Consider the following 20968-nt stretch of genomic DNA (forward strand, 5'->3'; position numbering starts at 1 on the left):
CTGTAAAGGCACGATGAGGTCTCTTCTGTTTTGTTAGCGCAACCAGTAGATCACACTTCATCGTGCTTTTCACTTTTGTGGGGATACCTCAGCCCCAAGGGAGAGGGAATGGAATGTGCGGTTGTTTTGCACCCTCTCCCCGTGGGAGAGGGTTGGGGAGAGGGCATCAGGCCGCAGAGGACTTAAACCCCATACCCCATCATTTTCAGCAACTGCTGGGCATGTTGCACCGCCGCCTGGCGATGTGCCACGCCGAGCTTCTGATACAAATTGCGAATATGCGTTTTGATGGTCGTGGCCGCCACGTCCAGCTCTCCGGCAATCTGTTCATTGCTGTAGCCTGAATAAATCAGCCCTAACACCTGCCACTCGCGTTGCGTGAGGGGGCTGGTGCGGATCAGTTCCGGCACTTCAGGGTGATTCAGCAGACGTTCAACGAAGTTCTCGTCGAAATGCGCGAATTTATGCCGATGATGCTGGTTAATCTCACGCAGAATGCGCTGTGCACGATGCTGCTCCAGCTCCGGTAACGTGTTGAGCTGAATCAACTGACGCAGCTGCTGCGCCATCGCTTCACCTTCAATCACGAAGTGGCTGATAAAACCGGTGCGGTTAGCGAGCGTCAACGCTTCCATCAGCACGCGCTGGGCATCGTTCTTCCGGCTCGCCTGCCAGTAAAGCTGATTGAGCAGCAGCAGGTTGCGGTTGAGATCGCTCATCAGACGCAGGCTGCGGGCATTTTCATTGAGTTCTTCCAGCACGATTTCGGCGGGTTCAAATTCACCCAGCAGAATCTGTGCGCGGGCGATATTGCGCCACTGGCTTTGCAGGAAGTGGTTATTGGCAAACTCCGGTTTTGGCGTGTGGCGCAGCCAGTTGGCGGCGGATTTCTTATCGCCAATCATCTGCCAGTAAATCACGCGCACTTTATCGGCGTTCGAGACCCAATCGCTGTGATACTGCCCATTGCCGAGCAGGTTTTCCAGACGGTTGAGATGATTGCGGGCGTTATCCAGATCGCCACGCGCCAGCGAACTTTGTACCAGCAGCGCCAGGCATTGTAACTGCTGCTGAGGCTGGAAATTCGCCAGCACTTCCATTCCGTGACGAGCGCTCATTTCCGCTTCATCCAGACGCGCCCAGGCCCACAGCAGTTGCGCGCGAATGCGCAACAGGAACTCGTGCATCGGCAACTGTTCAAGATGTTGCTCGCGAATCAGCTGGAAGGCTTTTTCCTGAGTTTCCCACGCGGCTTGTAAAAAGCCCTGCGCGAACAGGATTTCGCCTTGTTGGATCAGGCTCCACAGCGCGTAGTGCCAGACCTCATGGCGACGCGCCATCTGTTCGGTTTGCTGCATCACCGCCAGCGACTTGCTGAGTTTCCCCTGGCAATGCAACACTTCGCCGTGTACCGAGGTGGCAACGATACGGCTGTAATAACTGGCGAGCGGCAATTCATCGAGCGCGACCATCGCCAGACGCTCGGCTTCATCAGGATTGCCATCGTTGATAGCAACCTGTGCCCTAAGGGCGTTGAAATCGGCGTGCATCGTCGCATCCATTTCGCCGCTCATCTCTGCTTCCGCGCGGGCCAGCAGCGTGTTCACTTCGCTGTAGCGATGCTGGCTCTGCATCAGCCAGGCCTGCAACAACACCAGGCGCGGGTTTTCCAGCAGGCTTTCCCACGGAAGGGCCGCCAAAGACTCTTCCAGCAATGAGAGTTCGCTGTGATGGAACAAGCCCCAGGCGTGATTGAGCAGAATGTCTCGCAGCATTTTTGCATCACCCGCAGACAGCGCGTGATGGATGGCTTCGCTAGGGAAGCCTTGCGCCATCCAGCTTTCGGCGGCAGAGCGGTGAATGTCTGGCAGTTCGGTAGCCAGTTCCCACTGGCAACGCTGACGCAGGAAGCTGCCAAACAGCGGGTGGAAGCTGAACCACTCGCCGGAGTTGTCCATGCGTTGCAAGAACAAACCCTGACGCTCGACTTCTTCCAGCCGCATTTGGCCGTTTTCTTCCCCGGTGACGCGCACAATCAGCGCATCGTTCATCGAGCGCAGCAGGGAGCTTTTCAGCAGGAAATGACGGGTCGGCAAATCCACATTATCCAGCACTTCATCCACCAGATAATCGGACAGATGGCTGGCGTTGATGCCTGCCAGACGACGCGCCGAGTGATGAACCGCACTGTTATTTTGACGAGCGGATAACGCAATAAGCTGTAACGCCGTTGCCCAACCGGCAACGTCATCACACATGCGGCTGCTTTCTGCGGCTTCAATCGGGGAGGTCAGACGGCAGTCGAAAAACTGCTTCGCCTCCTGGTGATTAAAGGCCAACTGCTGGCTGCCAATTTCGAGCAGCTGATCGCGCACGCGCAAATTGGCGATACCCAACTGCGGCAGATTTCGCGACAGCACGACCAGCGTCATGTTTTCCGGTTGATGGCGCAGGAAAAAGCGCATCGCATCGTGGATAACCGGGTTGGTTATCAGATGATAATCGTCAATCACCAGCAGCAGAGGTTTCTGCCAGGCGTTGAGTTCAATAAAAAGCTGCGCAAACAGCGAGGTCAGGCTGGCATATTGCCGTTTCTGCACCATGGTCTCACTGGCAGCACAATGGCCGCCGGTCGCCTGCTGAATGGCCGCAATCAGATAGCTGGCAAAACGTTCCTGCTGGTTATCTCCGTCATCCAGAGAGAACCAGCCCAGTTCGCTTTTCCCTGCCGCCCACTGTGAAATGAGAGTGGTTTTTCCGTATCCTGCCGGACTTGTTACCAGCGCAAGACGGTAATTGTTCGCGCCGGAAAGTTTCGCCAGTAACCGCTCACGAACCACTGTGTGTTCGAGGCGGACAGGGCGACTTAATTTTGACGGAATCAACATAGGGTTATCACTTCACTGTGAGAGTAAGAGGTTTGTTTTTTTCGCGCTTCGTAATTAATGTCTATTAAGGTCGGCCAATCGCTTAATTATTGCAAGTTATGTCCGAATTTTATGCTTATGATTTTGCACTCTGTCACAATTCTTAATGAAGGTTAAACGAAGACACTGAAACCGGTGCCAGTGCGCGTCGTTACTGGTTTTGCTAATTCGACGAAAATTTATTGAACCCCGGTTTTAATCAATAAGGTCATTCTTAAGCATTTATAATTCAGGGACGGGATAGTCAGAAAATAAAACATTAATCCGGTGGGGAATGCGGAATTATTATTACACGTAAGTAATCATTTCCAGCATTTCACCTATTTAGCCAAACGATCGTTCACCGTTTGCAACAATCCTGGAGTAAAACTGAGCAGAACCGGTGTGAGAGGCTAACGTTATAGTGGCGGCGATCACACTTCTCGCTCATCCCTGCTACTCCTCCCTGGCTAATGCCCGCCAGGATGAGGACGTTGGCAGGGTAGCCTGGCACACTAGCTCTAACGTTTTAGCTAACAGGATTGGACCCCTTATGTCACAGCCAACCTTCAATAAAGAACAGTTTCAGGCTGCGCTGACGCGTCAGTGGCAGCGATATGGCCTCCAGAGCGCGACTGAAATGACGCAACGTCAGTGGTGGCGCGCCGTGAGCGGTGCCCTGGCGGAAATGCTGGCGGCGCAACCCGTGGCGAAGCCTGAGAAGAACCAGCGCCATGTGAACTACATTTCGATGGAGTTCCTGATTGGCCGTTTGACGGGCAACAACTTGCTGAACCTCGGCTGGTATCAGGAAGTCACTGACGTGCTGAAAGGGCACGATATTTCGCTGACCGACCTGCTGGAAGAAGAAATTGACCCGGGTCTGGGCAACGGTGGGCTGGGGCGACTGGCCGCATGTTTCCTGGATTCGATGGCGACAGTCGGCCAGTCCGGTACGGGTTATGGCCTCAACTATCAGTACGGTCTGTTCCGTCAGTCTTTTGCCGACGGGCAGCAGATGGAAGCGCCGGACGACTGGCACCGTAACAGCTACCCTTGGTTCCGCCACAACGAAGCGCTGGACGTGCAGGTTGGCATTGGCGGTAAAGTGGTGAAAGGCCACTGGGAACCCGCATTTACCATGGTCGGCCAGGCGTGGGACTTGCCTGTTCTGGGCTACCGTAATGGCGTGGCTCAGCCGCTGCGTCTGTGGCAGGCCACGCATGCACATCCGTTTAACCTGACGAAATTCAACGACGGCGATTTCCTGCGTGCTGAGCAGCAGGGTATCGACGCCGAAAAACTGACGAAAGTCCTCTATCCGAACGACAACCATCTGGCGGGCAAAAAGCTGCGCCTGATGCAGCAGTACTTCCAGTGTGCTTGTTCCGTGGCTGATATTCTGCGTCGCCATCATCTGGCGGGCCGCAAGCTGGCAGAGCTGCCGAAGTTTGAAGTCATTCAGTTGAACGACACTCACCCGACAATCGCTATCCCTGAACTGCTGCGTGTGCTGATTGACGAGCATCAGATGAGCTGGGACGACGCCTGGGCTATCACCAGCAAAACCTTCGCCTACACCAACCATACACTGATGCCAGAAGCGCTGGAGTGCTGGGATGAGAAGCTGGTGAAAGCGCTGCTGCCGCGTCACATGCAAATCATCAACGACATCAACAAGCGCTTTAAAGTACTGGTCGACAAAACCTGGCCGGGCGACGACGCTGTTTGGGCGAAGCTGGCTGTGGTGCATGACAAGCAGGTTCGCATGGCGAACATGTGCGTGGTGAGCGGCTTCGCGGTCAACGGTGTGGCGGCGCTGCACTCTGATTTGGTGGTGAAGGACTTGTTCCCGGAATATCACCAGTTGTGGCCGAACAAATTCCATAACGTGACCAACGGCATCACGCCGCGTCGCTGGATTAAACAGTGCAACCCGGCGCTGGCGGCGCTGCTCGATAAGAGCCTGAAAAAAGAGTGGGCCAACGATTTAGACCAGTTGATCAACCTGGAAAAATACGCTGACGACGCGAAATTCCGCAAAACGTATCGCGACATCAAGCTGGCGAATAAACAGCGCCTGGCGGAGTTTGTGAAGCACCGTACCGGGATTGAAATTAACCCTGCGGCAATTTTCGATATTCAGATTAAACGCCTGCACGAATACAAGCGTCAGCACCTGAACCTGCTGCACATTCTTGCGCTCTATAAAGAGATTCGCGAAAACCCGAAAGCCGACCGCGTGCCACGCGTGTTCCTGTTCGGTGCCAAAGCCGCTCCGGGGTACTACCTGGCGAAGAACATCATTTTCGCTATCAACAAAGTGGCTGAAGCGGTCAACAACGACCCGAAAGTCGGCGACAAGCTGAAGGTCGTGTTCCTGCCGGATTACTGTGTGTCGGCGGCTGAAATGCTGATCCCGGCGGCGGATGTTTCCGAGCAGATTTCCACAGCGGGCAAAGAAGCTTCGGGTACCGGCAACATGAAGCTGGCACTGAACGGCGCGTTAACCGTCGGTACGCTGGACGGCGCGAACGTTGAAATTGCGGAGAAAGTCGGCGAAGAAAACATCTTCATTTTCGGCCATACCGTGGAAGAGGTGAAAGCCCTCAAGGCCAAAGGCTATGACCCGCTGAAGTGGCGCAAGAAAGACAAAGTGCTGGATGCGGTGCTCAAAGAGCTGGAAAGCGGCAAGTACAGCGACGGCGACAAACATGCGTTTGACCAGATGCTGCACAGCATGGGCAAGCAGGGCGGCGACCCGTATCTGGTGATGGCCGATTTCGCGGCTTACGTGGAAGCACAGAAGAAAGTCGACGAACTGTATCGTGACCAGGAAGCCTGGACGCGTGCGGCGATCCTCAATACCGCGCGTTGCGGCATGTTCAGCTCGGATCGTTCTATCCGTGATTATCAGAGCCGTATCTGGCAGGCGAAACGTTAAGGGAGCGCTATGGAGAGCAAACGTCTGGACAATGCCGCGCAGGCGGCGGGCATCAGCCCAAGTTACATCAATGCCCACGGCAAACCTCAGTCAATTGGTGCCGACACCAAGCGACGTTTGCTCGACGCAATGCATCACAGCTCAACGGCCACCAAAGTGGCCGTCACCCCGGTGCCCAACGTGCTGGTCTTCACCCACGGCAAGAAAATGTCGTTAGCAGTGGAAGGCAACGGTGATTATCACTGGCTGCTGACCACCGAAGAGGGCGCGCAACATCAGGGCAATGCCAGCGCGGGTAAAGCGCTGACGCTTCCGTCTCGTTTGCCCGAGGGCTATCACACGCTGACATTAACCCAGAGCGAAAGCCGTTGGCACTGCCGGGTGATTGTTGCCCCTGAACGCTGCTATGAACCTCAGGCGTTGAAGCAGGGCAAAAAGCTGTGGGGCAGCTGCGTGCAGCTCTACACCTTACGTTCTGAACATAACTGGGGAATCGGCGATTTCGGCGACCTGAAAGTGATGTTGCCGGAAATCGCCCGTCGCGGCGGCTCGTTCATCGGCCTCAACCCGATTCATGCGCTTTATCCTGCGAACCCGGAAAGCGCCAGCCCTTACAGCCCTTCTTCACGCCGTTGGCTGAACGTGATTTATATCGACGTGAACGCGGTAGAAGATTTCCGCCAAAGCAAAGAAGCGCAGGAGTGGTGGACACTGCCGACCACTCAGCAGACGCTGAAATCTGCCCGTGATGCCGAGTGGGTGGATTACGCGACTGTCACCGCATTGAAAATTACTGCTCTGCGCATGGCATGGAAAGGGTTCTCAACACGCGACGACGACCAGATGGCGGCCTTCCGTCAGTTCGCGCTCAATGAAGGTGAAAGCCTGTACTGGCAAGCGGCGTTTGATGCGCTGCACGCTTATCAGGTTAAAGAAGACGAGATGCGCTGGGGCTGGCCAGCCTGGCCGGAAGCGTATCAGGATATCGACAGCCCGGAAGTGAAAGCGTTCTGCGAGAAACATGCCGACGAAGTGGATTTCTTCCTCTGGCTGCAATGGCTGGCCTGGTGCCAGTTCGCCGCCTGTTGGAATGAATGCCAACAGCACGAGATGCCGATTGGCCTGTATCGCGACCTTGCGGTTGGCGTGGCGGAAGGCGGGTCGGAAACCTGGTGTGACCGCGAGCTGTATTGCCTGAAAGCCTCCGTTGGCGCACCGCCGGATATCCTCGGGCCGCTTGGGCAGAACTGGGGTTTACCGCCGATGGACCCGCATATCATTACTGCCCGCGCCTATGAGCCGTTTATCGATTTGCTGCGGGCCAATATGCAAAACTGCGGCGCACTGCGTATCGACCATGTGATGTCCGTCCTGCGTTTGTGGTGGATACCTTATGGCGAAACCGCTGACCACGGCGCGTATGTGCATTATCCGGTGGACGATTTGCTGTCGATTCTGGCGCTGGAGAGCAAACGTCATCAGTGCATGGTTATCGGGGAAGATCTCGGCACGGTGCCGGTGGAAATCGTCGGCAAACTGCGTAAGAGCGGCGTCTACTCCTACAAAGTGCTCTATTTCGAAAGCGACCACGAGAAGACATTCCGCGCGCCAAAAGCGTATCCAGAGCAGTCGATGGCCGTGGCAACGACGCACGATTTGCCGACGCTCAGAGGCTACTGGGAAAGCGGGGATTTAACGCTGGGTAAAACGCTGGGCTTATATCCGGATGAAGTTATCCTGCGCGGCCTGTATCAGGATCGCGAACTGGCGAAGCAAGGTTTGCTGGAAGCACTGCATAAATACGGCTGTTTGCCAAAACGCGCCGGGCATAAAGCAACGCTGATGAGCATGACCAGCACGCTAAATCGCGGGATGCAGCGTTATATCGCAGACAGCAACAGTGCGCTGCTGGGCCTTCAGCCGGAAGACTGGCTGGACATGGCCGGGCCGGTCAACATTCCGGGCACCAGTTACCAGTATAAAAACTGGAGACGCAAGCTTTCCACCACTATAGAAGCGATGTTCGCCGATGAGTCGGTGAATAAGTTGATTAAAGATTTGGATAAGCGTCGGAAGGCGGCGGGGAAATAAAAGAGCAAGCGGGTCGCGAAGAATTCGTAGGCCCGCGCAAGCGAAGCGCCGCCGGGCGAAAATGCCTGATGGCGCTGCGCTTATCAGGCCTACATGAATGCAGGCCTGCAAGCGAAATCAGTAGTAAGAGTGCTCACCACGCTGGTGTTCAGTCAGGTCACGAACGCCTTTCAGCTCAGGGAATTCGTTCAGCAGCTGCTTCTCGATCCCTTCTTTCAGCGTCACATCCACCATTGAACAACCGTTACAACCGCCGCCGAATTGCAGGATCGCAAACCCTTCATCGGTGATTTCCATCAGCGAGACGCGACCGCCATGGCCGGCAAGCTGCGGGTTAACCGTCGCCTGCAGCATGTACTCAACGCGCTCCATCAGCGGGGCATCGTCAGAGACTTTACGCATCTTGGCGTTTGGTGCTTTCAGCGTCAGCTGAGACCCTAACTGATCGGTCACGAAGTCGATGTCCGCATCTTCAAGATACGGCGCGCTCAGCTCATCAACGTACGCGGTCAGCAGGTCAAATTTCAGGGCAGTGTCGGTGGCTTCCACCGCATCCGGCGGGCAGTAAGAAACACCGCATTCAGCGTTTGGGGTACCAGGATTGATCACAAATACACGGATTTGTGTCCCTTCTTCCTGATTCGCCAGCAGTTTGGCAAAGTGCGCTTGTGCAGCATCGGAAATACGGATCATAGCTTTGGCCTAATAGTTGACTACTTTAGTCGGTTATAATACGCCCATCACAGAGGGTCTACAAGGTGCGACACAGGCACCATACCTGAACTGACGCGGCGCCGTTTTGCAAAAGCAGGCGGGAAAGCTCGGCTACGGTGGTACCGGTCGTGACGACATCGTCCACAAGGGCGATATGGAGACCCCTAACCGCAAATTCAAGCTGAAAGGCATTTTTCAGGTTCTGCCTGCGTAACCTCGCGGAAAGCTGATGCTGTGTGGCTGTCGGCCGTATTCGGCGTATCGCTTCTGGCTGATAACGAATGCCAAGCCAGCGGGAAAGGGGTTGGCACAGCAAGTCTGCCTGGTTGTAGCCTCGTCGCCAGTGGCGGCGTTGCCATAAAGGGACGGCGACCAGCAAATCCGCGGTCTGCGGTTGCTCTTTTATCCTCAGCAACAATAACCTCGCCAGCGCTCGTGTGAGTTCGGGCTTGTTACTGAACTTCCAGCGCTTAATCAATGTGGACAGCGGGGCGACATAATCGTTGACCGTCACCAGCGTTTGCCAGGGCGGTTCGTGGCGTAAGCAGCGTCCACACACCACCGTTTTGCTGGTGGCGGGCAATCCACATTGCGGGCAAAGTGAGAGGCTCGAACTCACCGCGCGTGTGCAGCGAGAGCAGATGCCCCAATGCGCCAGCGCCAACGGCATTTGGCATAGCCAGCACGAGCCGTGGACTGATAGCATATCGCTTCCTCCTTTTAGAACAGTGAACGGGAACAGTAACGGATGAACGACATCGGGTGGCAAACCAAAGGCGAAGGAAATACGCATCTTGTGCTGCTGCACGGATGGGGGCTGAACGCGGAAGTCTGGGATTGCATAACCTCTGAACTCAGCTCGCATTTCACACTGCATTTGGTCGACCTGCCAGGGTTTGGTCGCAGTCAGGGTTTCGGGGCGATGTCACTGGAAGCGATGACGGAGACGGTGCTGGCAAAAGCGCCGGAAAAAGCCGTCTGGCTCGGCTGGAGTTTGGGGGGCCTTGTGGCAAGCCTTGCTGCACTTACGGCACCTGAGCGAGTGCAGGCGCTGGTTACGGTCGCGTCCTCGCCTTGTTTCTGCGCCCAAACGGAGTGGCCGGGAATCAAACCGGAAGTGCTTTCTGGTTTTCAGCATCAGTTGAGTGAGGATTTCCAGCGCACGGTCGAGCGTTTTCTTGCACTGCAAACGATGGGCACAGAGAGCGCGCGTCAGGATGCTCGAAAACTGAAAAGCGCGGTGCTGGCACTGCCGATGCCTTCGACAGAAGTGCTAAACAGTGGCCTCGAAATCCTGAAAACGGCTGATCTGCGCGACGCGCTGACTACCCTGAAAATGCCGTTCCTGCGGCTGTATGGTCATCTCGATGGCCTGGTGCCGCGCAAGGTGGTGCCACTGCTTGATGCGCTGTGGCCGCAAAGCCAGTCTTACGTTTTTCCTAAAGCGGCACATGCTCCGTTCATTTCGCATCCCACCGAATTTTGTCAGCAGCTGCTGGCGCTCAGGCAGGTGATTCTCTGATTTTTAAGGCAAACTGGCGAAAATTCCATTAGCGACAATACTTAGTGAAGCGCTGTGTTTTTGCTACAGCGTTCACATAAAATGGTCATATGGAGAGTACGGCTATGAAATTTGCTTCAGGTATTGTTGCGGCACTGGTTATGGGCTCCATCTCTTTTGGCGCTTTTGCGGCTAAAGAAATTTCTAAAGAAGATGCGGCGAAAATGAACCTGACCAAAATTGGTTCGGTGACCACTTCGCGTACGACTTCGCCGATGGACGCTAAGCGCGACCTGTCGAAGAAAGCCGATGAAAAAGGCGGGACGTATTTTGTGGTGATTGCGGGTGAGAAGAACGAGAAAACCGTTCACGCTAACGCAGACGTCTACAAGTAAAAGCAAAAAGCGGGCTCAGGCCCGCTTCTTCTTTTTTTAGGACTGAAGAACCCACCACTCCCTAACGCAGGCTTTCCCTTCCGGGCAACTTTTACAGCTTCCGCTCAAACACTCAGAGACATCGTCCGTCACGCGCTTCGCTTTACCCATCGCTTCCAGACGCAGCAACATGGCTTCAATCATCGGCTGCGGCGTGTGCAGGACATGGCTGAGCTGTTGCACCTCCATTCGTCCTTGTAGCGCCAGCGTATCCCGCAGTTCAATCATCGAAGCCATAATGCATTCCTTAGTGGCAGTCGCCAGCCGGGCTGTTACAGCAGCTTTCGACCGTTTTGCGAGTGGCCAGCAAATTCACATTCACCCGGCTACGAGCGCGGCGCAACAGGCCAATGACCACAACGTTGAACAGCACCACGGCCAGAATACAGACCAGGCTATAACGCGGATGCTGCTGGAAGCTGCTGACCTGATAGAACACTGTGGAGAGTGAGTACGCGATATTCAGGCCCCACAGCACTGAGAAGCCCATCCAGCCACGGCTCGATTCACGGGAAATTGCGCCCATCACCGAAATGCACGGGATATAAAGCAGAACGAAGATCAGGTAGCTGTAGGCCGCCGCGGCGCTGCCAAATTTGCTGCTCATCACGCCCATCGCGCCGGTCGCCATTTCACCGTCGCCTTTACTGGCTTCAATCGGGTTAGCCAGCACGCTCAGGCTGAAGGTGTCTTTCAGGCTTTGCCAGGTTTCCCCTGCGGCGGCACCCAGTTCATCCAGCACATTAAACGTCGCCGGGTCGAACGCTTCCTGTTGGATATTTTCGGCGGTGTAAAGCGTGTTCAGTGTACCGACCACCACTTCTTTCGCCATCGCACCCGTGAACAGGCCTACTGTCGCCTGCCAGTTATCTTCATGCACACCAATCGGCTTGAACAGCGGGGTTATCACGCGGCTGACAGAGGCCAGCGCGGAATCGTTGATATTGTCCGCCGCTTTACCGCTCAGCGTGAAGCTGTTCAATGCGCTGAGGAAGATGCTGACAATCACAATCACTTTACCGGCACGCAGGACAAAGCCTTTCAGGCGCTGCCAGGTTTGAATGATCAGGCTTTTCAGATGCGGAACGTGATAAACCGGCAGCTCCATCACAAACGGTGAAGCCTCCCCACGCATGATGGTGTGCTTGAGCATCAGGCCGGTCAGGATAGCCATCACAATGCCCAGCACATACAGCGAGAACACCGCCAGCGCGCCTTGCTGGCCAAAAAAGGCCGCAGCAAAAACGGCGAAGATAGCCAAGCGTGCGCCACAGGACATAAACGGTGCCATCATGATGGTCATCAGACGCTCACGCGGAGCATCCAGCGTGCGTGCACCCATCACCGACGGCACGTTACAGCCAAAGCCGACAATCAGCGGCACGAAGGATTTGCCCGGCAGCCCCAGCGACTGCATCAGGCGGTCCATCACGAACGCCGCACGCGCCATGTAACCGGAGTCCTCAAGGAACGAGAGGAACAGGTACATCATGCCGATTTGTGGCACCAGCGGCAGTACGGTGTTGATCCCGCCGCCAATCCCCTGTGCGAGGAAAATCGTCAGCCATTGAGGGAAGTGCAGGGTAGCGCCAACCCACTGAATGCCGTGAATAAAGAGAGCGACCGAACCGCCGTCAAAAATCGGCTGTAAAGCTCCGCCAATGTTGATCGCCAGCAGGAACATCAAGTACATGACGAACAGGAAAATCGGCAGACCGAGGAAACGGTTAAGAATGACTTTATCGACCGCGGTGGTGAACCGGCTCGGTTCGGCGGTAAGGGTGTTACTGACCACGTCGCACACGGCGGCGATGGTTTGATAACGGGCATCGGCGATATGCAGCGCCGGATCGTCCATCTCGGTTTTCAGCCGAGCTTCTGCCACATCGAGTTGCTGCGCGGCTTCACCAGCGTAATTGCGGCTGTAAATATCGCCTTCGAGCATTTGCAGGCCTAACCAGCGACGCTGCTTTAATGGCATTTCTGGGCTGATAGCCTGCGCCAGCCAGTCGGCTTCACGCAGCAGCGGTTTGGCGTAATGCACCAGCTCGATATCGTCGTTGGCCTGATGGCGGTCGATGCTCATCTTCAGGGCTTCAATGCCGCGGCCACGGGTCGACACCAGCGGAATAACGGGGCAGCCAAGACGTGCAGCCAACGCATCCACTTCAATGCGAATTTGTTGCTTCTCGGCGATATCCAGCATGTTCAGCGCCACGATGCAGGGAATGCCCAGTTCCAGCAATTGCAGCGTCAGGTACAGGTTGCGTTCAAGGTTGGAAGCATCCACCACGTTAATCAGCAAATCAGCATCGCCACTGAGGATGTAGTGGCAGGCAATTTGTTCATCCAGCGAGGTTTGTGAAGAGATGGTGGTCAGCGAATAGGTGCCGGGCAGGTCAACCAGCGTCACCTGATGGTCGGTGGTGCTGAACTGGCCTTCTTTACGCTCAACGGTGACACCCGCCCAATTCCCGACTCGCTGGCGTGCGCCAGTCAGCTGATTAAATAAAGTCGTCTTTCCTGAATTGGGGTTGCCAATTAAGCCAAGGGTTAATTTTTTCATAGGAATAAACTCGCTGTCTCTGGCAGGAATTAACGGCTCAGCGCTTCTGTTTCAATCAACGCCAGGTCTTTTTTGCGTAATACGAGGCTGACGCGGCGAGTTTCAATATGCACGGGATCGCCAAGAGGGGCGACGCGAACCACATGAAAAGAAGACCCAGGCAACATGCCAAGGGAAAGTAATTTCTGCCGGTAAGCCGGGCTGATGTCTGCAGAGAACCCGGTGATCTTCCACGTACTGTCTGGAGTGAATTGCATAAGACCTGCTTTGTTCGCTAACCGATTAACTCTTCATTCGCGCCGGATGGCGGATGAAACCAACGATGATGCCAACAGGGAAAGGATAAAATATCAACAGTGACGATGATAATGAGAATGGTTAACGCCTTCAATCCATAAACTGTGACCGAATGTTGAAACGGGGCTTAATTCACAGGACTTTTGACATGGCTCAATATTTACTGCGCTTGCGAGTGTTTACGAAATAGTGCAGTTGTTACCAGGATGAAAATAAGTGCGAGCAGAATTCGGGAAAGAGTAAAAATATCTGTCTGGCGATGAGAAAGGCCCTCTGAAATAAGAGGGCCTGTACAGAAGAGAATTATTTCTTCTTAAGGGCGGCAGCCAGTGCGTCCATCATGGCGCTGTTGCCTGCTGGCTGAGCTTCACGTCCGCGTGGTTTTGCCGCTTTCGCTGCCGGACGGTTGTTTTGCTCACGCCCGCCACCACTGCCACGACGCGAATTCGTATCGCCTGGTTGTTCGTCTAAGCGCATGGTCAGTGCGATGCGCTTACGTTGCAAATCCACTTCCAGCACTTTCACTTTGACGATATCGCCCGCTTTCACCACGGTGTGCGGGTCTTCAACGAACTTGTCCGCCAGCGAAGAGATGTGGACCAGACCGTCCTGGTGCACGCCGATATCGACAAACGCGCCAAAGTTAGTGACGTTAGTCACCGCGCCTTCCAGCACCATGCCTGGCAGCAGGTCATTCATAGTTTCCACGCCGTCGGCAAACTTCGCGGTTTTGAATTCCGGACGTGGGTCACGGCCTGGTTTTTCCAGCTCTTTGATGATGTCGGTGACGGTCGGCAGACCGAAACGCTCATCGGTGAAATCTACCGCTTTGATGTTGCGCAGTTCGTTGCCGTTGCCCATCAGGTCTTTCAGCGCCTGCTGAGTGGCCGCCAGAATACGCTCCACCACAGGATACGCTTCAGGGTGAACCGTGGAGGCATCGAGCGGGTTATCGCCGTGGTTGATACGCAGGAAGCCCGCGCACTGTTCAAAAGCTTTTGGCCCCAGACGGCTGACTTTCAGCAACTGCTGACGGTTCTGGAACTGACCGTTCTCGTCACGCCAGGAAACGATATTCTGCGCCATCATGCGAGTCAGACCAGCAACGCGAGTCAGCAGCGGAACGGAAGCCGTATTGAGGTCAACACCGACGGCGTTCACGCAGTCTTCTACCACCGCGTCCAGTTTACGTGCGAGCTGAGTCTGGCTGACGTCGTGCTGATACTGGCCTACGCCGATGGATTTCGGATCGATTTTCACCAGCTCTGCCAGCGGGTCTTGCAGGCGGCGTGCGATAGAGACCGCACCACGAATGGACACGTCGAGATCCGGGAATTCCAGCGCCGCCAGTTCAGAGGCGGAATAAACTGACGCGCCTGCTTCACTGACGATAACTTTCTGCGCGGTGACTTTCGGGAACTGCTTCTGCAGGTCGAGGAAGAAACGCTCGGTTTCACGCGAAGCCGTACCGTTACCAATCGCCACCAGTTCAACATTGTGCTTTTCGCACAGTGCGGCAACCGCGACAGCGGCTTTTGCTGCCTGGCCGGTGTGAGGATAAATGGTGTCCGTCGCCACCAGTTTGCCGGTGCCATCCACCACGGCGACTTTTACGCCGGTACGCAAGCCGGGATCGAGGCCCATGGTGGCTTTCAGGCCAGCAGGTGCGGCCATCAGCAAGTCGTGCAGGTTACGGGCGAAGACGTTAATCGCTTCGTCTTCCGCGCGTTCGCGCACGGTGCCCATCAGTTCGGTTTCGAGGTGCATCAGCACCTTGATGCGCCACGTCCAGCTCACCACGCCTTTACGCCAGCTGTCTGCCGGAGCATTGTTGAGGCGCAGGCCCAGATGGTCGGTGATGATTTGTTCGCAGTAGCTCTCTTTCGGCGGTTCATCAAACTGCGGATCGGCGTTCAGGGAAAGCTGCAAAATCCCTTCGTTGCGACCGCGGAACATCGCCAGCGCGCGGTGAGAAGGCACACTGGAAATCGGTTCGTGATGATCGAAGTAATCGCGGAATTTCGCGCCTTCTTCCTCTTTGCCGCTGACGACCACGGCCACCAGATGGGCATTCTTCCAAAGATATTCACGGACTTTCGCCAGCAACTGCGCGTCTTCAGCAAAGCGCTCCATCAGGATGTAGCGTGCGCCATCCAGCGCGGCTTTGGTGTCGGCCACGCCGTTATCGGCATTGATAAATTTGGCGGCTTCCGTTTCCGGATCGTGCGACGGCTCGTTCCACAGCAAATCGGCCAGCGGCTCAAGGCCTGCTTCAATCGCAATCTGCCCGCGGGTGCGGCGCTTCGGTTTGTACGGAAGATAAAGGTCTTCCAGCTCGGTTTTGCTCAGCGTACCGTTAATGGCTTTTGCCAGTTCGTCCGTCAGCTTGCCCTGATCGTCAATCGACTTAAGAATCGACTGGCGACGCTCTTCCAGTTCGCGAAGATAGCCAAGACGAGTCTCCAGATTACGCAGCTGGGTATCGTCCAGCCCGCCGGTGACTTCCTTACGATAACGTGCAATAAACGGCACGGTGTTCCCTTCATCAAGCAGACGAACGGCAGCTTCTACCTGTTCGTTTCTGGCCTGAAGTTCACCCGCAATAATGCGGCAGAGCGACTCTTTCATCATGGCAATATTTCATCGGTGGAGTGAAAAACAGGGGATAGTTATACGGATTGACCGGCAAAATTACCAGCTATCCGCCGTCCTATCAGAGTGTTCCGGGCGAGTTATTTAACGTACTCGATCTCATTGACATACCAGGTCGCTTCGCCGCCAGGCGTCTGCACCAGCGCCAGATCGCCGACTTCTTTTTTCAGCAGCGCGCGGGCCATCGGGGAATCGATCGAGATGTAATCTTTGCGACCAAAAATCTCGTCATAACCGACAATGCGAAAGCGCTTCAGATCGCCGTCGTCATTTTCAATTTCGACCCACGCGCCGAAGAACACTTTGCCTTCCTGCTGCGGGGAGTAATCGACAATCTTCAGATTTTCCAGGCACTTTGTGAGATAACGTACCCGACGGTCAATTTCACGCAGACGCTTTTTGTTGTACTGATAGTCAGCGTTTTCACTGCGATCGCCCAGGCTCGCGGCCCAGGTCACCTTTTTGGTGACTTCCGGACGCTCTTCACGCCAGAGGTAATCCAGCTCTTTTTTTAACTTCTCATACCCTTCGCGGGTGATTAGCGGCGTTTTCATAGTAATGCTACCTTGTGACTACCTGCTGTTGCGCACATTTTGCCTCAAAGCAGACGCGAGTTGGCTAAAAAATAGTTTTCTGTGATGAAATGTACAGATAAGCTGCTGTTAAATATGCTTTGTAACAATTTCGGCTAGAATTTATACCAGATTTAGCTGGAGCGTAGCGTAGGCTTTTTTGAGAATACGCACTCTGATTGTTGCGAACCTTCTGGGAGTAAAACCAATGCAAGAGAATTATAAGATTCTTGTTGTGGATGACGACATGCGCCTGCGTGCGCTGCTCGAACGTTATCTGACCGAGCAAGGCTTCCAGGTTCGAAGCGTAGCCAACGCCGAACAGATGGACAGACTGTTGACCCGTGAATCCTTCCATCTGATGGTGCTGGATTTGATGCTGCCTGGCGAAGATGGCCTGTCTATTTGCCGCCGTCTGCGTAGCCAGAGCAACCCGATGCCGATCATCATGGTGACGGCGAAAGGGGAAGAAGTTGACCGTATCGTGGGCCTGGAAATCGGTGCCGACGACTACATTCCTAAGCCCTTCAACCCACGTGAACTGCTGGCGCGTATCCGTGCCGTGCTGCGTCGTCAGGCGAACGAACTGCCAGGCGCCCCTTCGCAGGAAGAAGCGGTGATTGCCTTCGGTAAATTCAAACTGAACCTCGGCACCCGTGAGATGTTCCGTGAAGATGAGCCAATGCCACTGACCAGCGGCGAGTTCGCGGTCCTGAAGGCGCTGGTGAGCCATCCGCGTGAACCGCTGTCTCGCGATAAGCTGATGAACCTGGCGCGTGGCCGTGAATATTCGGCAATGGAGCGTTCCATCGACGTACAGATTTCTCGTCTGCGTCGTATGGTGGAAGAAGATCCTGCGCATCCGCGTTACATTCAGACCGTGTGGGGTCTGGGCTACGTGTTCGTGCCGGACGGTTCTAAAGCATGAGGCGAATGCGCTTCTCACCACGAAGTTCATTTGCCCGAACGCTGCTTCTCATCGTCACCTTGCTGTTCGCCAGCCTGGTGACGACCTATCTTGTGGTGCTGAACTTCGCGATTTTGCCGAGCCTTCAGCAGTTCAATAAGGTGCTGGCCTACGAAGTTCGTATGCTGATGACCGACAAGTTGCAGCTCGAAGACGGCACCCAGTTAGTGGTGCCGCCGGCTTTTCGTCGTGAGATTTACCGCGAGTTGGGCATTTCGCTCTACTCCGATGAAGCAGCGGAAGACGCAGGCTTACGCTGGGCGCAACATTACGAATTCCTTAGCCAGCAGATGGCGCAACAACTGGGTGGCCCAACCGAAGTTCGCGTTGAGGTTAACAAAAGCTCGCCGGTGGTGTGGCTGAAAACCTGGTTGTCACCCAACATCTGGGTGCGCGTTCCGCTGACAGAAATCCATCAGGGCGACTTCTCGCCGCTGTTCCGCTATACCCTGGCGATTATGCTGTTGGCGATAGGCGGCGCGTGGCTGTTTATCCGCATACAAAACCGACCCCTTGTCGATCTCGAACATGCTGCCTTGCAGGTCGGGAAAGGCATCATTCCACCGCCACTGCGTGAGTATGGCGCGTCGGAGGTGCGGTCGGTCACACGAGCCTTTAACCATATGGCGGCTGGCGTGAAACAGCTAGCCGATGACCGTACGTTGTTGATGGCAGGCGTAAGCCATGATTTGCGCACACCGCTGACCCGTATTCGTCTGGCGACGGAAATGATGGGCGAAGAGGACGGCTACCTCGCGGAATCCATCAACAAGGATATCGAAGAGTGTAACGCCATCATCGAGCAGTTCATCGACTACCTGCGCACAGGCCAGGAGATGCCAATGGAACTGGCAGACCTCAATGCCGTGCTGGGCGAAGTGGTGGCTGCAGAGAGCGGCTACGAGCGTGAGATTGAAACCGAGATGCAGGCAGGTGAAATTCCTGTGCGGATGCATCCATTGTCAATCAAACGTGCCGTTGCCAACATGGTGGTGAATGCCGCTCGCTACGGCAATGGCTGGATAAAAGTCAGCAGCGGCAGCGAACCGAACCGCGTGTGGTTCCAGGTGGAAGACGACGGTCCAGGCATCAAACCTGAACAGCGTAAACATCTGTTCCAGCCATTTGTTCGCGGTGACAGCGCACGCAGTACCAGCGGTACAGGCCTTGGCCTGGCGATTGTGCAGCGTATTATCGACAACCATAACGGCCTGCTGGAAATTGATACCAGCGAGCGTGGTGGGCTGTTGATTCGAGCGTGGTTGCCGGTGCCGGTTGTGCGCACGTCCAGCGGCACCAAAGAGAGTTAAAAAAAGCTCGACGGTGAAATAAACAAAAAGGCCTTCTCTTTGGAGAAGGCCTTTTCTATTTACACCCTCTCCCTGTGGGAGAGGGTTGGGGAGAGGGCATCAGACCGCACGGTGTTACAGCCGTGGTCCAGCCTCAACCAATGCCGCACCCGCAGGGGTGTCGGTGTACTTCTCAAAGTTTTCCACAAACAGTTTTGCCAGCGTTTCTGCTTTTTCCTGCCACTGTTCTGGAGACGCGTAGGTGTTACGCGGGTCCAGAATATGTGTGTCCACGCCCGGCAATTCGGTCGGGATTTGCAGGTCAAACATCGGCAGGGTGAAGGTTTCGGCTTCATCCAGCGAACCGTCAAGGATCGCGTCGATGATCGCGCGGGTATCTTTGATAGAGATGCGCTTGCCAGTGCCATTCCAGCCAGTGTTCACCAGATAAGCCTGCGCGCCAGAAGCCTGCATACGTTTCACCAACACCTCAGCGTACTGGGTTGGGTGTAGCGACAGGAAAGCCGCGCCGAAACAAGCAGAGAAGGTTGGCGTTGGCTCGGTGACGCCGCGCTCGGTGCCTGCCAGTTTCGCTGTGAAGCCAGACAGGAAGTGATACTGCGTCTGGTTCGCCGTCAGGCGGGAAACCGGCGGTAACACTCCGAAGGCATCAGCGGTCAGGAAAATCACTTTCGTCGCATGGCCTGCTTTCGACACGGGCTTAACGATGTTGTCGATGTGGTAAATCGGGTAGGAGACGCGAGTATTTTCGGTCTTCGACGCATCGTCAAAGTCGATGCTGCCATCGGCACGCACGGTGACGTTTTCCAGCAGCGCATCACGGCGGATCGCGTGGAAGATGTCCGGCTCGGCTTCTTCAGACAGACGAATGGTCTTCGCGTAGCAACCGCCTTCAAAGTTAAACACGCCGTCATCATCCCAGCCGTGTTCGTCATCGCCAATCAAACGGCGTTTCGGATCGGTGGACAGGGTGGTTTTGCCTGTACCCGACAGGCCGAAGAACACCGCCACATCGCCTTTTTCGCCGACGTTCGCTGAACAGTGCATCGAAGCAATGCCTTTCAGCGGCAGCAGGTAGTTCATGATGGAGAACATGCCTTTCTTCATTTCGCCGCCGTACCAGGTGCCGCCAATCAACTGGACACGCTCGGTCAGGTTAAACGCCACGAAGTTTTCAGAGTTCAGGCCCTGTTCCTTCCACTGCGGGTTGGTGCACTTCGCGCCGTTCATCACCACGAAATCAGGCTTGAAGGTCGCCAGTTCTTCATCGGTTGGGCGAATAAACATGTTTTTCACGAAGTGGGCCTGCCATGCCACTTCAGTGATAAAGCGCACGCACAGACGGGTGTCGGCGTTGGCGCCGCAGTAAGCGTCGATAATAAACAGGCGCTTACCAGAAAGTTGATGGGTGACGAGTTGCTTCAGATGCTGCCAGGTTTCAGGGGAGAGCGCTTTGTTGTCGTTCTTGCCTTTACCTTTATCTGCCCACCACACGGTGTCGCGGGTGGTGTCGTCACGGACAATGTACTTATCTTTCGGCGAACGGCCGGTAAAGATACCGGTGTCGACATTGATAGCACCAAGATTCGTCAACACGCCTCGCTCGTACCCTTCCAGATTGGGGTTGAGCTCTTCCTGATACAGAGTGTCGTAATCGGGGTTGTAGACGATATCCTGAACGTCGTTGATACCATAAGCCTTGAGATCCTGCGGGGTAATACCATTAACACGCATGTCACTGCTCCTTAGCCAAATGTTCTGCTAATGATTGTAGGGTTTTTCAGAGGTTTCTTACCGCGACGAGGCTCATAGAATTGCGTATCCGGACTGATGTCAAACTAACGGAAAACACGGTGACTCCTGTCACGAGGCGAGACAGATTATGGCAGGAAACGTTTTTGAATGGGGGGAAATGTTCTTAAACGGTTAACGAATGGTTTAATGAACTGATGGAATGTGAATGTAATCGCATTCCTGAAAGAAAATGACGAAAGCGTTACAGCAAAAATCGATT

The 20968-nt window shown here is 55.0% G+C and carries 15 protein-coding genes; 6 read left to right on the forward strand and 9 right to left on the reverse strand.

Annotated elements, in window-relative coordinates; genetic code table 11:
* Positions 1-182 precede the first annotated feature (182 nt).
* Positions 183-2888, reverse strand: a complete 2706-nt coding sequence (malT, locus tag ACI2I2_RS21190; RefSeq protein WP_404659773.1) for an HTH-type transcriptional regulator MalT — start codon at positions 2886-2888, stop codon at positions 183-185.
* Between the two features lie 571 nt (positions 2889-3459).
* Between malT and malP the strand changes: the two genes are divergently transcribed.
* The gene (gene malP, locus ACI2I2_RS21195; RefSeq protein ID WP_404659774.1) at positions 3460-5850 is read left to right on the forward strand and encodes a maltodextrin phosphorylase; all 2391 of its coding nucleotides are present in this window, start codon (positions 3460-3462) and stop codon (positions 5848-5850) included.
* Between the two features lie 9 nt (positions 5851-5859).
* Positions 5860-7941, forward strand: coding sequence for a 4-alpha-glucanotransferase (malQ, locus tag ACI2I2_RS21200; RefSeq protein ID WP_404659775.1), 2082 nt, complete (start codon positions 5860-5862; stop codon positions 7939-7941).
* Between the two features lie 117 nt (positions 7942-8058).
* Here the strand turns inward: malQ and nfuA are convergent, their stop codons facing one another.
* Entirely contained in the window at positions 8059-8634 is a 576-nt protein-coding gene (gene nfuA / locus ACI2I2_RS21205; protein WP_330984985.1) for a Fe-S biogenesis protein NfuA, read from the reverse strand.
* Between the two features lie 58 nt (positions 8635-8692).
* Positions 8693-9361: a DNA utilization protein GntX gene (gene gntX, locus ACI2I2_RS21210; protein ID WP_404659776.1), complete on the reverse strand. Its 669-nt coding sequence runs from the start codon at positions 9359-9361 to the stop codon at positions 8693-8695.
* A 42-nt stretch (positions 9362-9403) separates the two neighbouring features.
* On the opposite strand from gntX, the gene bioH reads away from it, so the two are divergent.
* Positions 9404-10177, forward strand: coding sequence for a pimeloyl-ACP methyl ester esterase BioH (gene bioH, locus ACI2I2_RS21215; RefSeq protein WP_404659777.1), 774 nt, complete (start codon positions 9404-9406; stop codon positions 10175-10177).
* Between the two features lie 104 nt (positions 10178-10281).
* Entirely contained in the window at positions 10282-10551 is a 270-nt protein-coding gene (locus ACI2I2_RS21220; protein ID WP_404659778.1) for a YdgH/BhsA/McbA-like domain containing protein, read from the forward strand.
* A gap of 36 nt (positions 10552-10587) precedes the next feature.
* On the opposite strand, the gene feoC is transcribed toward ACI2I2_RS21220, so the two are convergent.
* The 5 genes from feoC to greB all read right to left on the reverse strand — a co-directional run bounded on the left by feoC (position 10588) and on the right by greB (position 16659).
* Positions 10588-10827, reverse strand: coding sequence for a [Fe-S]-dependent transcriptional repressor FeoC (gene feoC, locus ACI2I2_RS21225; RefSeq protein WP_404659779.1), 240 nt, complete (start codon positions 10825-10827; stop codon positions 10588-10590).
* A gap of 10 nt (positions 10828-10837) precedes the next feature.
* Positions 10838-13156: a Fe(2+) transporter permease subunit FeoB gene (gene feoB, locus ACI2I2_RS21230; protein WP_404659780.1), complete on the reverse strand. Its 2319-nt coding sequence runs from the start codon at positions 13154-13156 to the stop codon at positions 10838-10840.
* A 29-nt stretch (positions 13157-13185) separates the two neighbouring features.
* A complete protein-coding gene (gene feoA, locus ACI2I2_RS21235) occupies positions 13186-13413 on the reverse strand; it encodes a ferrous iron transporter A (RefSeq protein WP_404659781.1) in 228 nt (75 codons plus the stop codon).
* Between the two features lie 343 nt (positions 13414-13756).
* Complete coding sequence (locus ACI2I2_RS21240; RefSeq protein ID WP_404659782.1) at positions 13757-16084, reverse strand: Tex family protein; 2328 nt, start codon at positions 16082-16084, stop codon at positions 13757-13759.
* 101 nt (positions 16085-16185) lie between these two features.
* Positions 16186-16659 (reverse strand): transcription elongation factor GreB, encoded by a 474-nt coding sequence (gene greB, locus ACI2I2_RS21245; protein ID WP_404659783.1) that lies wholly within the window; start codon positions 16657-16659, stop codon positions 16186-16188.
* A gap of 226 nt (positions 16660-16885) precedes the next feature.
* Here greB and ompR point away from each other — a divergent pair, with 226 nt between their 5' ends.
* Both ompR and envZ read left to right on the forward strand, forming a co-directional pair.
* A complete protein-coding gene (ompR, locus tag ACI2I2_RS21250; protein ID WP_001157751.1) occupies positions 16886-17605 on the forward strand; it encodes a two-component system response regulator OmpR in 720 nt (239 codons plus the stop codon).
* Positions 17602-18954 carry a two-component system sensor histidine kinase EnvZ gene (gene envZ / locus ACI2I2_RS21255; protein WP_404659784.1) on the forward strand — a complete coding sequence of 451 codons (1353 nt, stop codon included), beginning with the start codon at positions 17602-17604 and terminating at the stop codon, positions 18952-18954. The genes ompR and envZ overlap by 4 nt, the downstream gene beginning before the upstream one ends.
* Before the next feature lie 114 nt (positions 18955-19068).
* On the opposite strand, the gene pckA is transcribed toward envZ, so the two are convergent.
* Positions 19069-20688 (reverse strand): phosphoenolpyruvate carboxykinase (ATP), encoded by a 1620-nt coding sequence (pckA, locus tag ACI2I2_RS21260; protein ID WP_404659785.1) that lies wholly within the window; start codon positions 20686-20688, stop codon positions 19069-19071.
* Positions 20689-20968 lie beyond the last annotated feature (280 nt).

It is taken from the genome of Scandinavium sp. NPDC088450, from assembly GCF_044900545.1.
Lineage (GTDB): Bacteria > Pseudomonadota > Gammaproteobacteria > Enterobacterales > Enterobacteriaceae > Scandinavium.

What these genes read in the sequence shown, in the direction of transcription:
- malT (WP_404659773.1), bottom strand. Translation starts at nt 2,888, where the DNA reads ATGTTGATTCCGTCAAAATTAAGTCGCCCTGTCCGCCTCGAACACACA.
- malQ (WP_404659775.1), top strand. Translation starts at nt 5,860, where the DNA reads ATGGAGAGCAAACGTCTGGACAATGCCGCGCAGGCGGCGGGCATCAGC.
- malP (WP_404659774.1), top strand. Translation starts at nt 3,460, where the DNA reads ATGTCACAGCCAACCTTCAATAAAGAACAGTTTCAGGCTGCGCTGACG.
- pckA (WP_404659785.1), bottom strand. Translation starts at nt 20,688, where the DNA reads ATGCGTGTTAATGGTATTACCCCGCAGGATCTCAAGGCTTATGGTATC.
- feoC (WP_404659779.1), bottom strand. Translation starts at nt 10,827, where the DNA reads ATGGCTTCGATGATTGAACTGCGGGATACGCTGGCGCTACAAGGACGA.
- bioH (WP_404659777.1), top strand. Translation starts at nt 9,404, where the DNA reads ATGAACGACATCGGGTGGCAAACCAAAGGCGAAGGAAATACGCATCTT.
- ACI2I2_RS21240 (WP_404659782.1), bottom strand. Translation starts at nt 16,084, where the DNA reads ATGATGAAAGAGTCGCTCTGCCGCATTATTGCGGGTGAACTTCAGGCC.
- feoB (WP_404659780.1), bottom strand. Translation starts at nt 13,156, where the DNA reads ATGAAAAAATTAACCCTTGGCTTAATTGGCAACCCCAATTCAGGAAAG.
- feoA (WP_404659781.1), bottom strand. Translation starts at nt 13,413, where the DNA reads ATGCAATTCACTCCAGACAGTACGTGGAAGATCACCGGGTTCTCTGCA.
- gntX (WP_404659776.1), bottom strand. Translation starts at nt 9,361, where the DNA reads ATGCTATCAGTCCACGGCTCGTGCTGGCTATGCCAAATGCCGTTGGCG.
- ompR (WP_001157751.1), top strand. Translation starts at nt 16,886, where the DNA reads ATGCAAGAGAATTATAAGATTCTTGTTGTGGATGACGACATGCGCCTG.
- envZ (WP_404659784.1), top strand. Translation starts at nt 17,602, where the DNA reads ATGAGGCGAATGCGCTTCTCACCACGAAGTTCATTTGCCCGAACGCTG.
- ACI2I2_RS21220 (WP_404659778.1), top strand. Translation starts at nt 10,282, where the DNA reads ATGAAATTTGCTTCAGGTATTGTTGCGGCACTGGTTATGGGCTCCATC.
- greB (WP_404659783.1), bottom strand. Translation starts at nt 16,659, where the DNA reads ATGAAAACGCCGCTAATCACCCGCGAAGGGTATGAGAAGTTAAAAAAA.
- nfuA (WP_330984985.1), bottom strand. Translation starts at nt 8,634, where the DNA reads ATGATCCGTATTTCCGATGCTGCACAAGCGCACTTTGCCAAACTGCTG.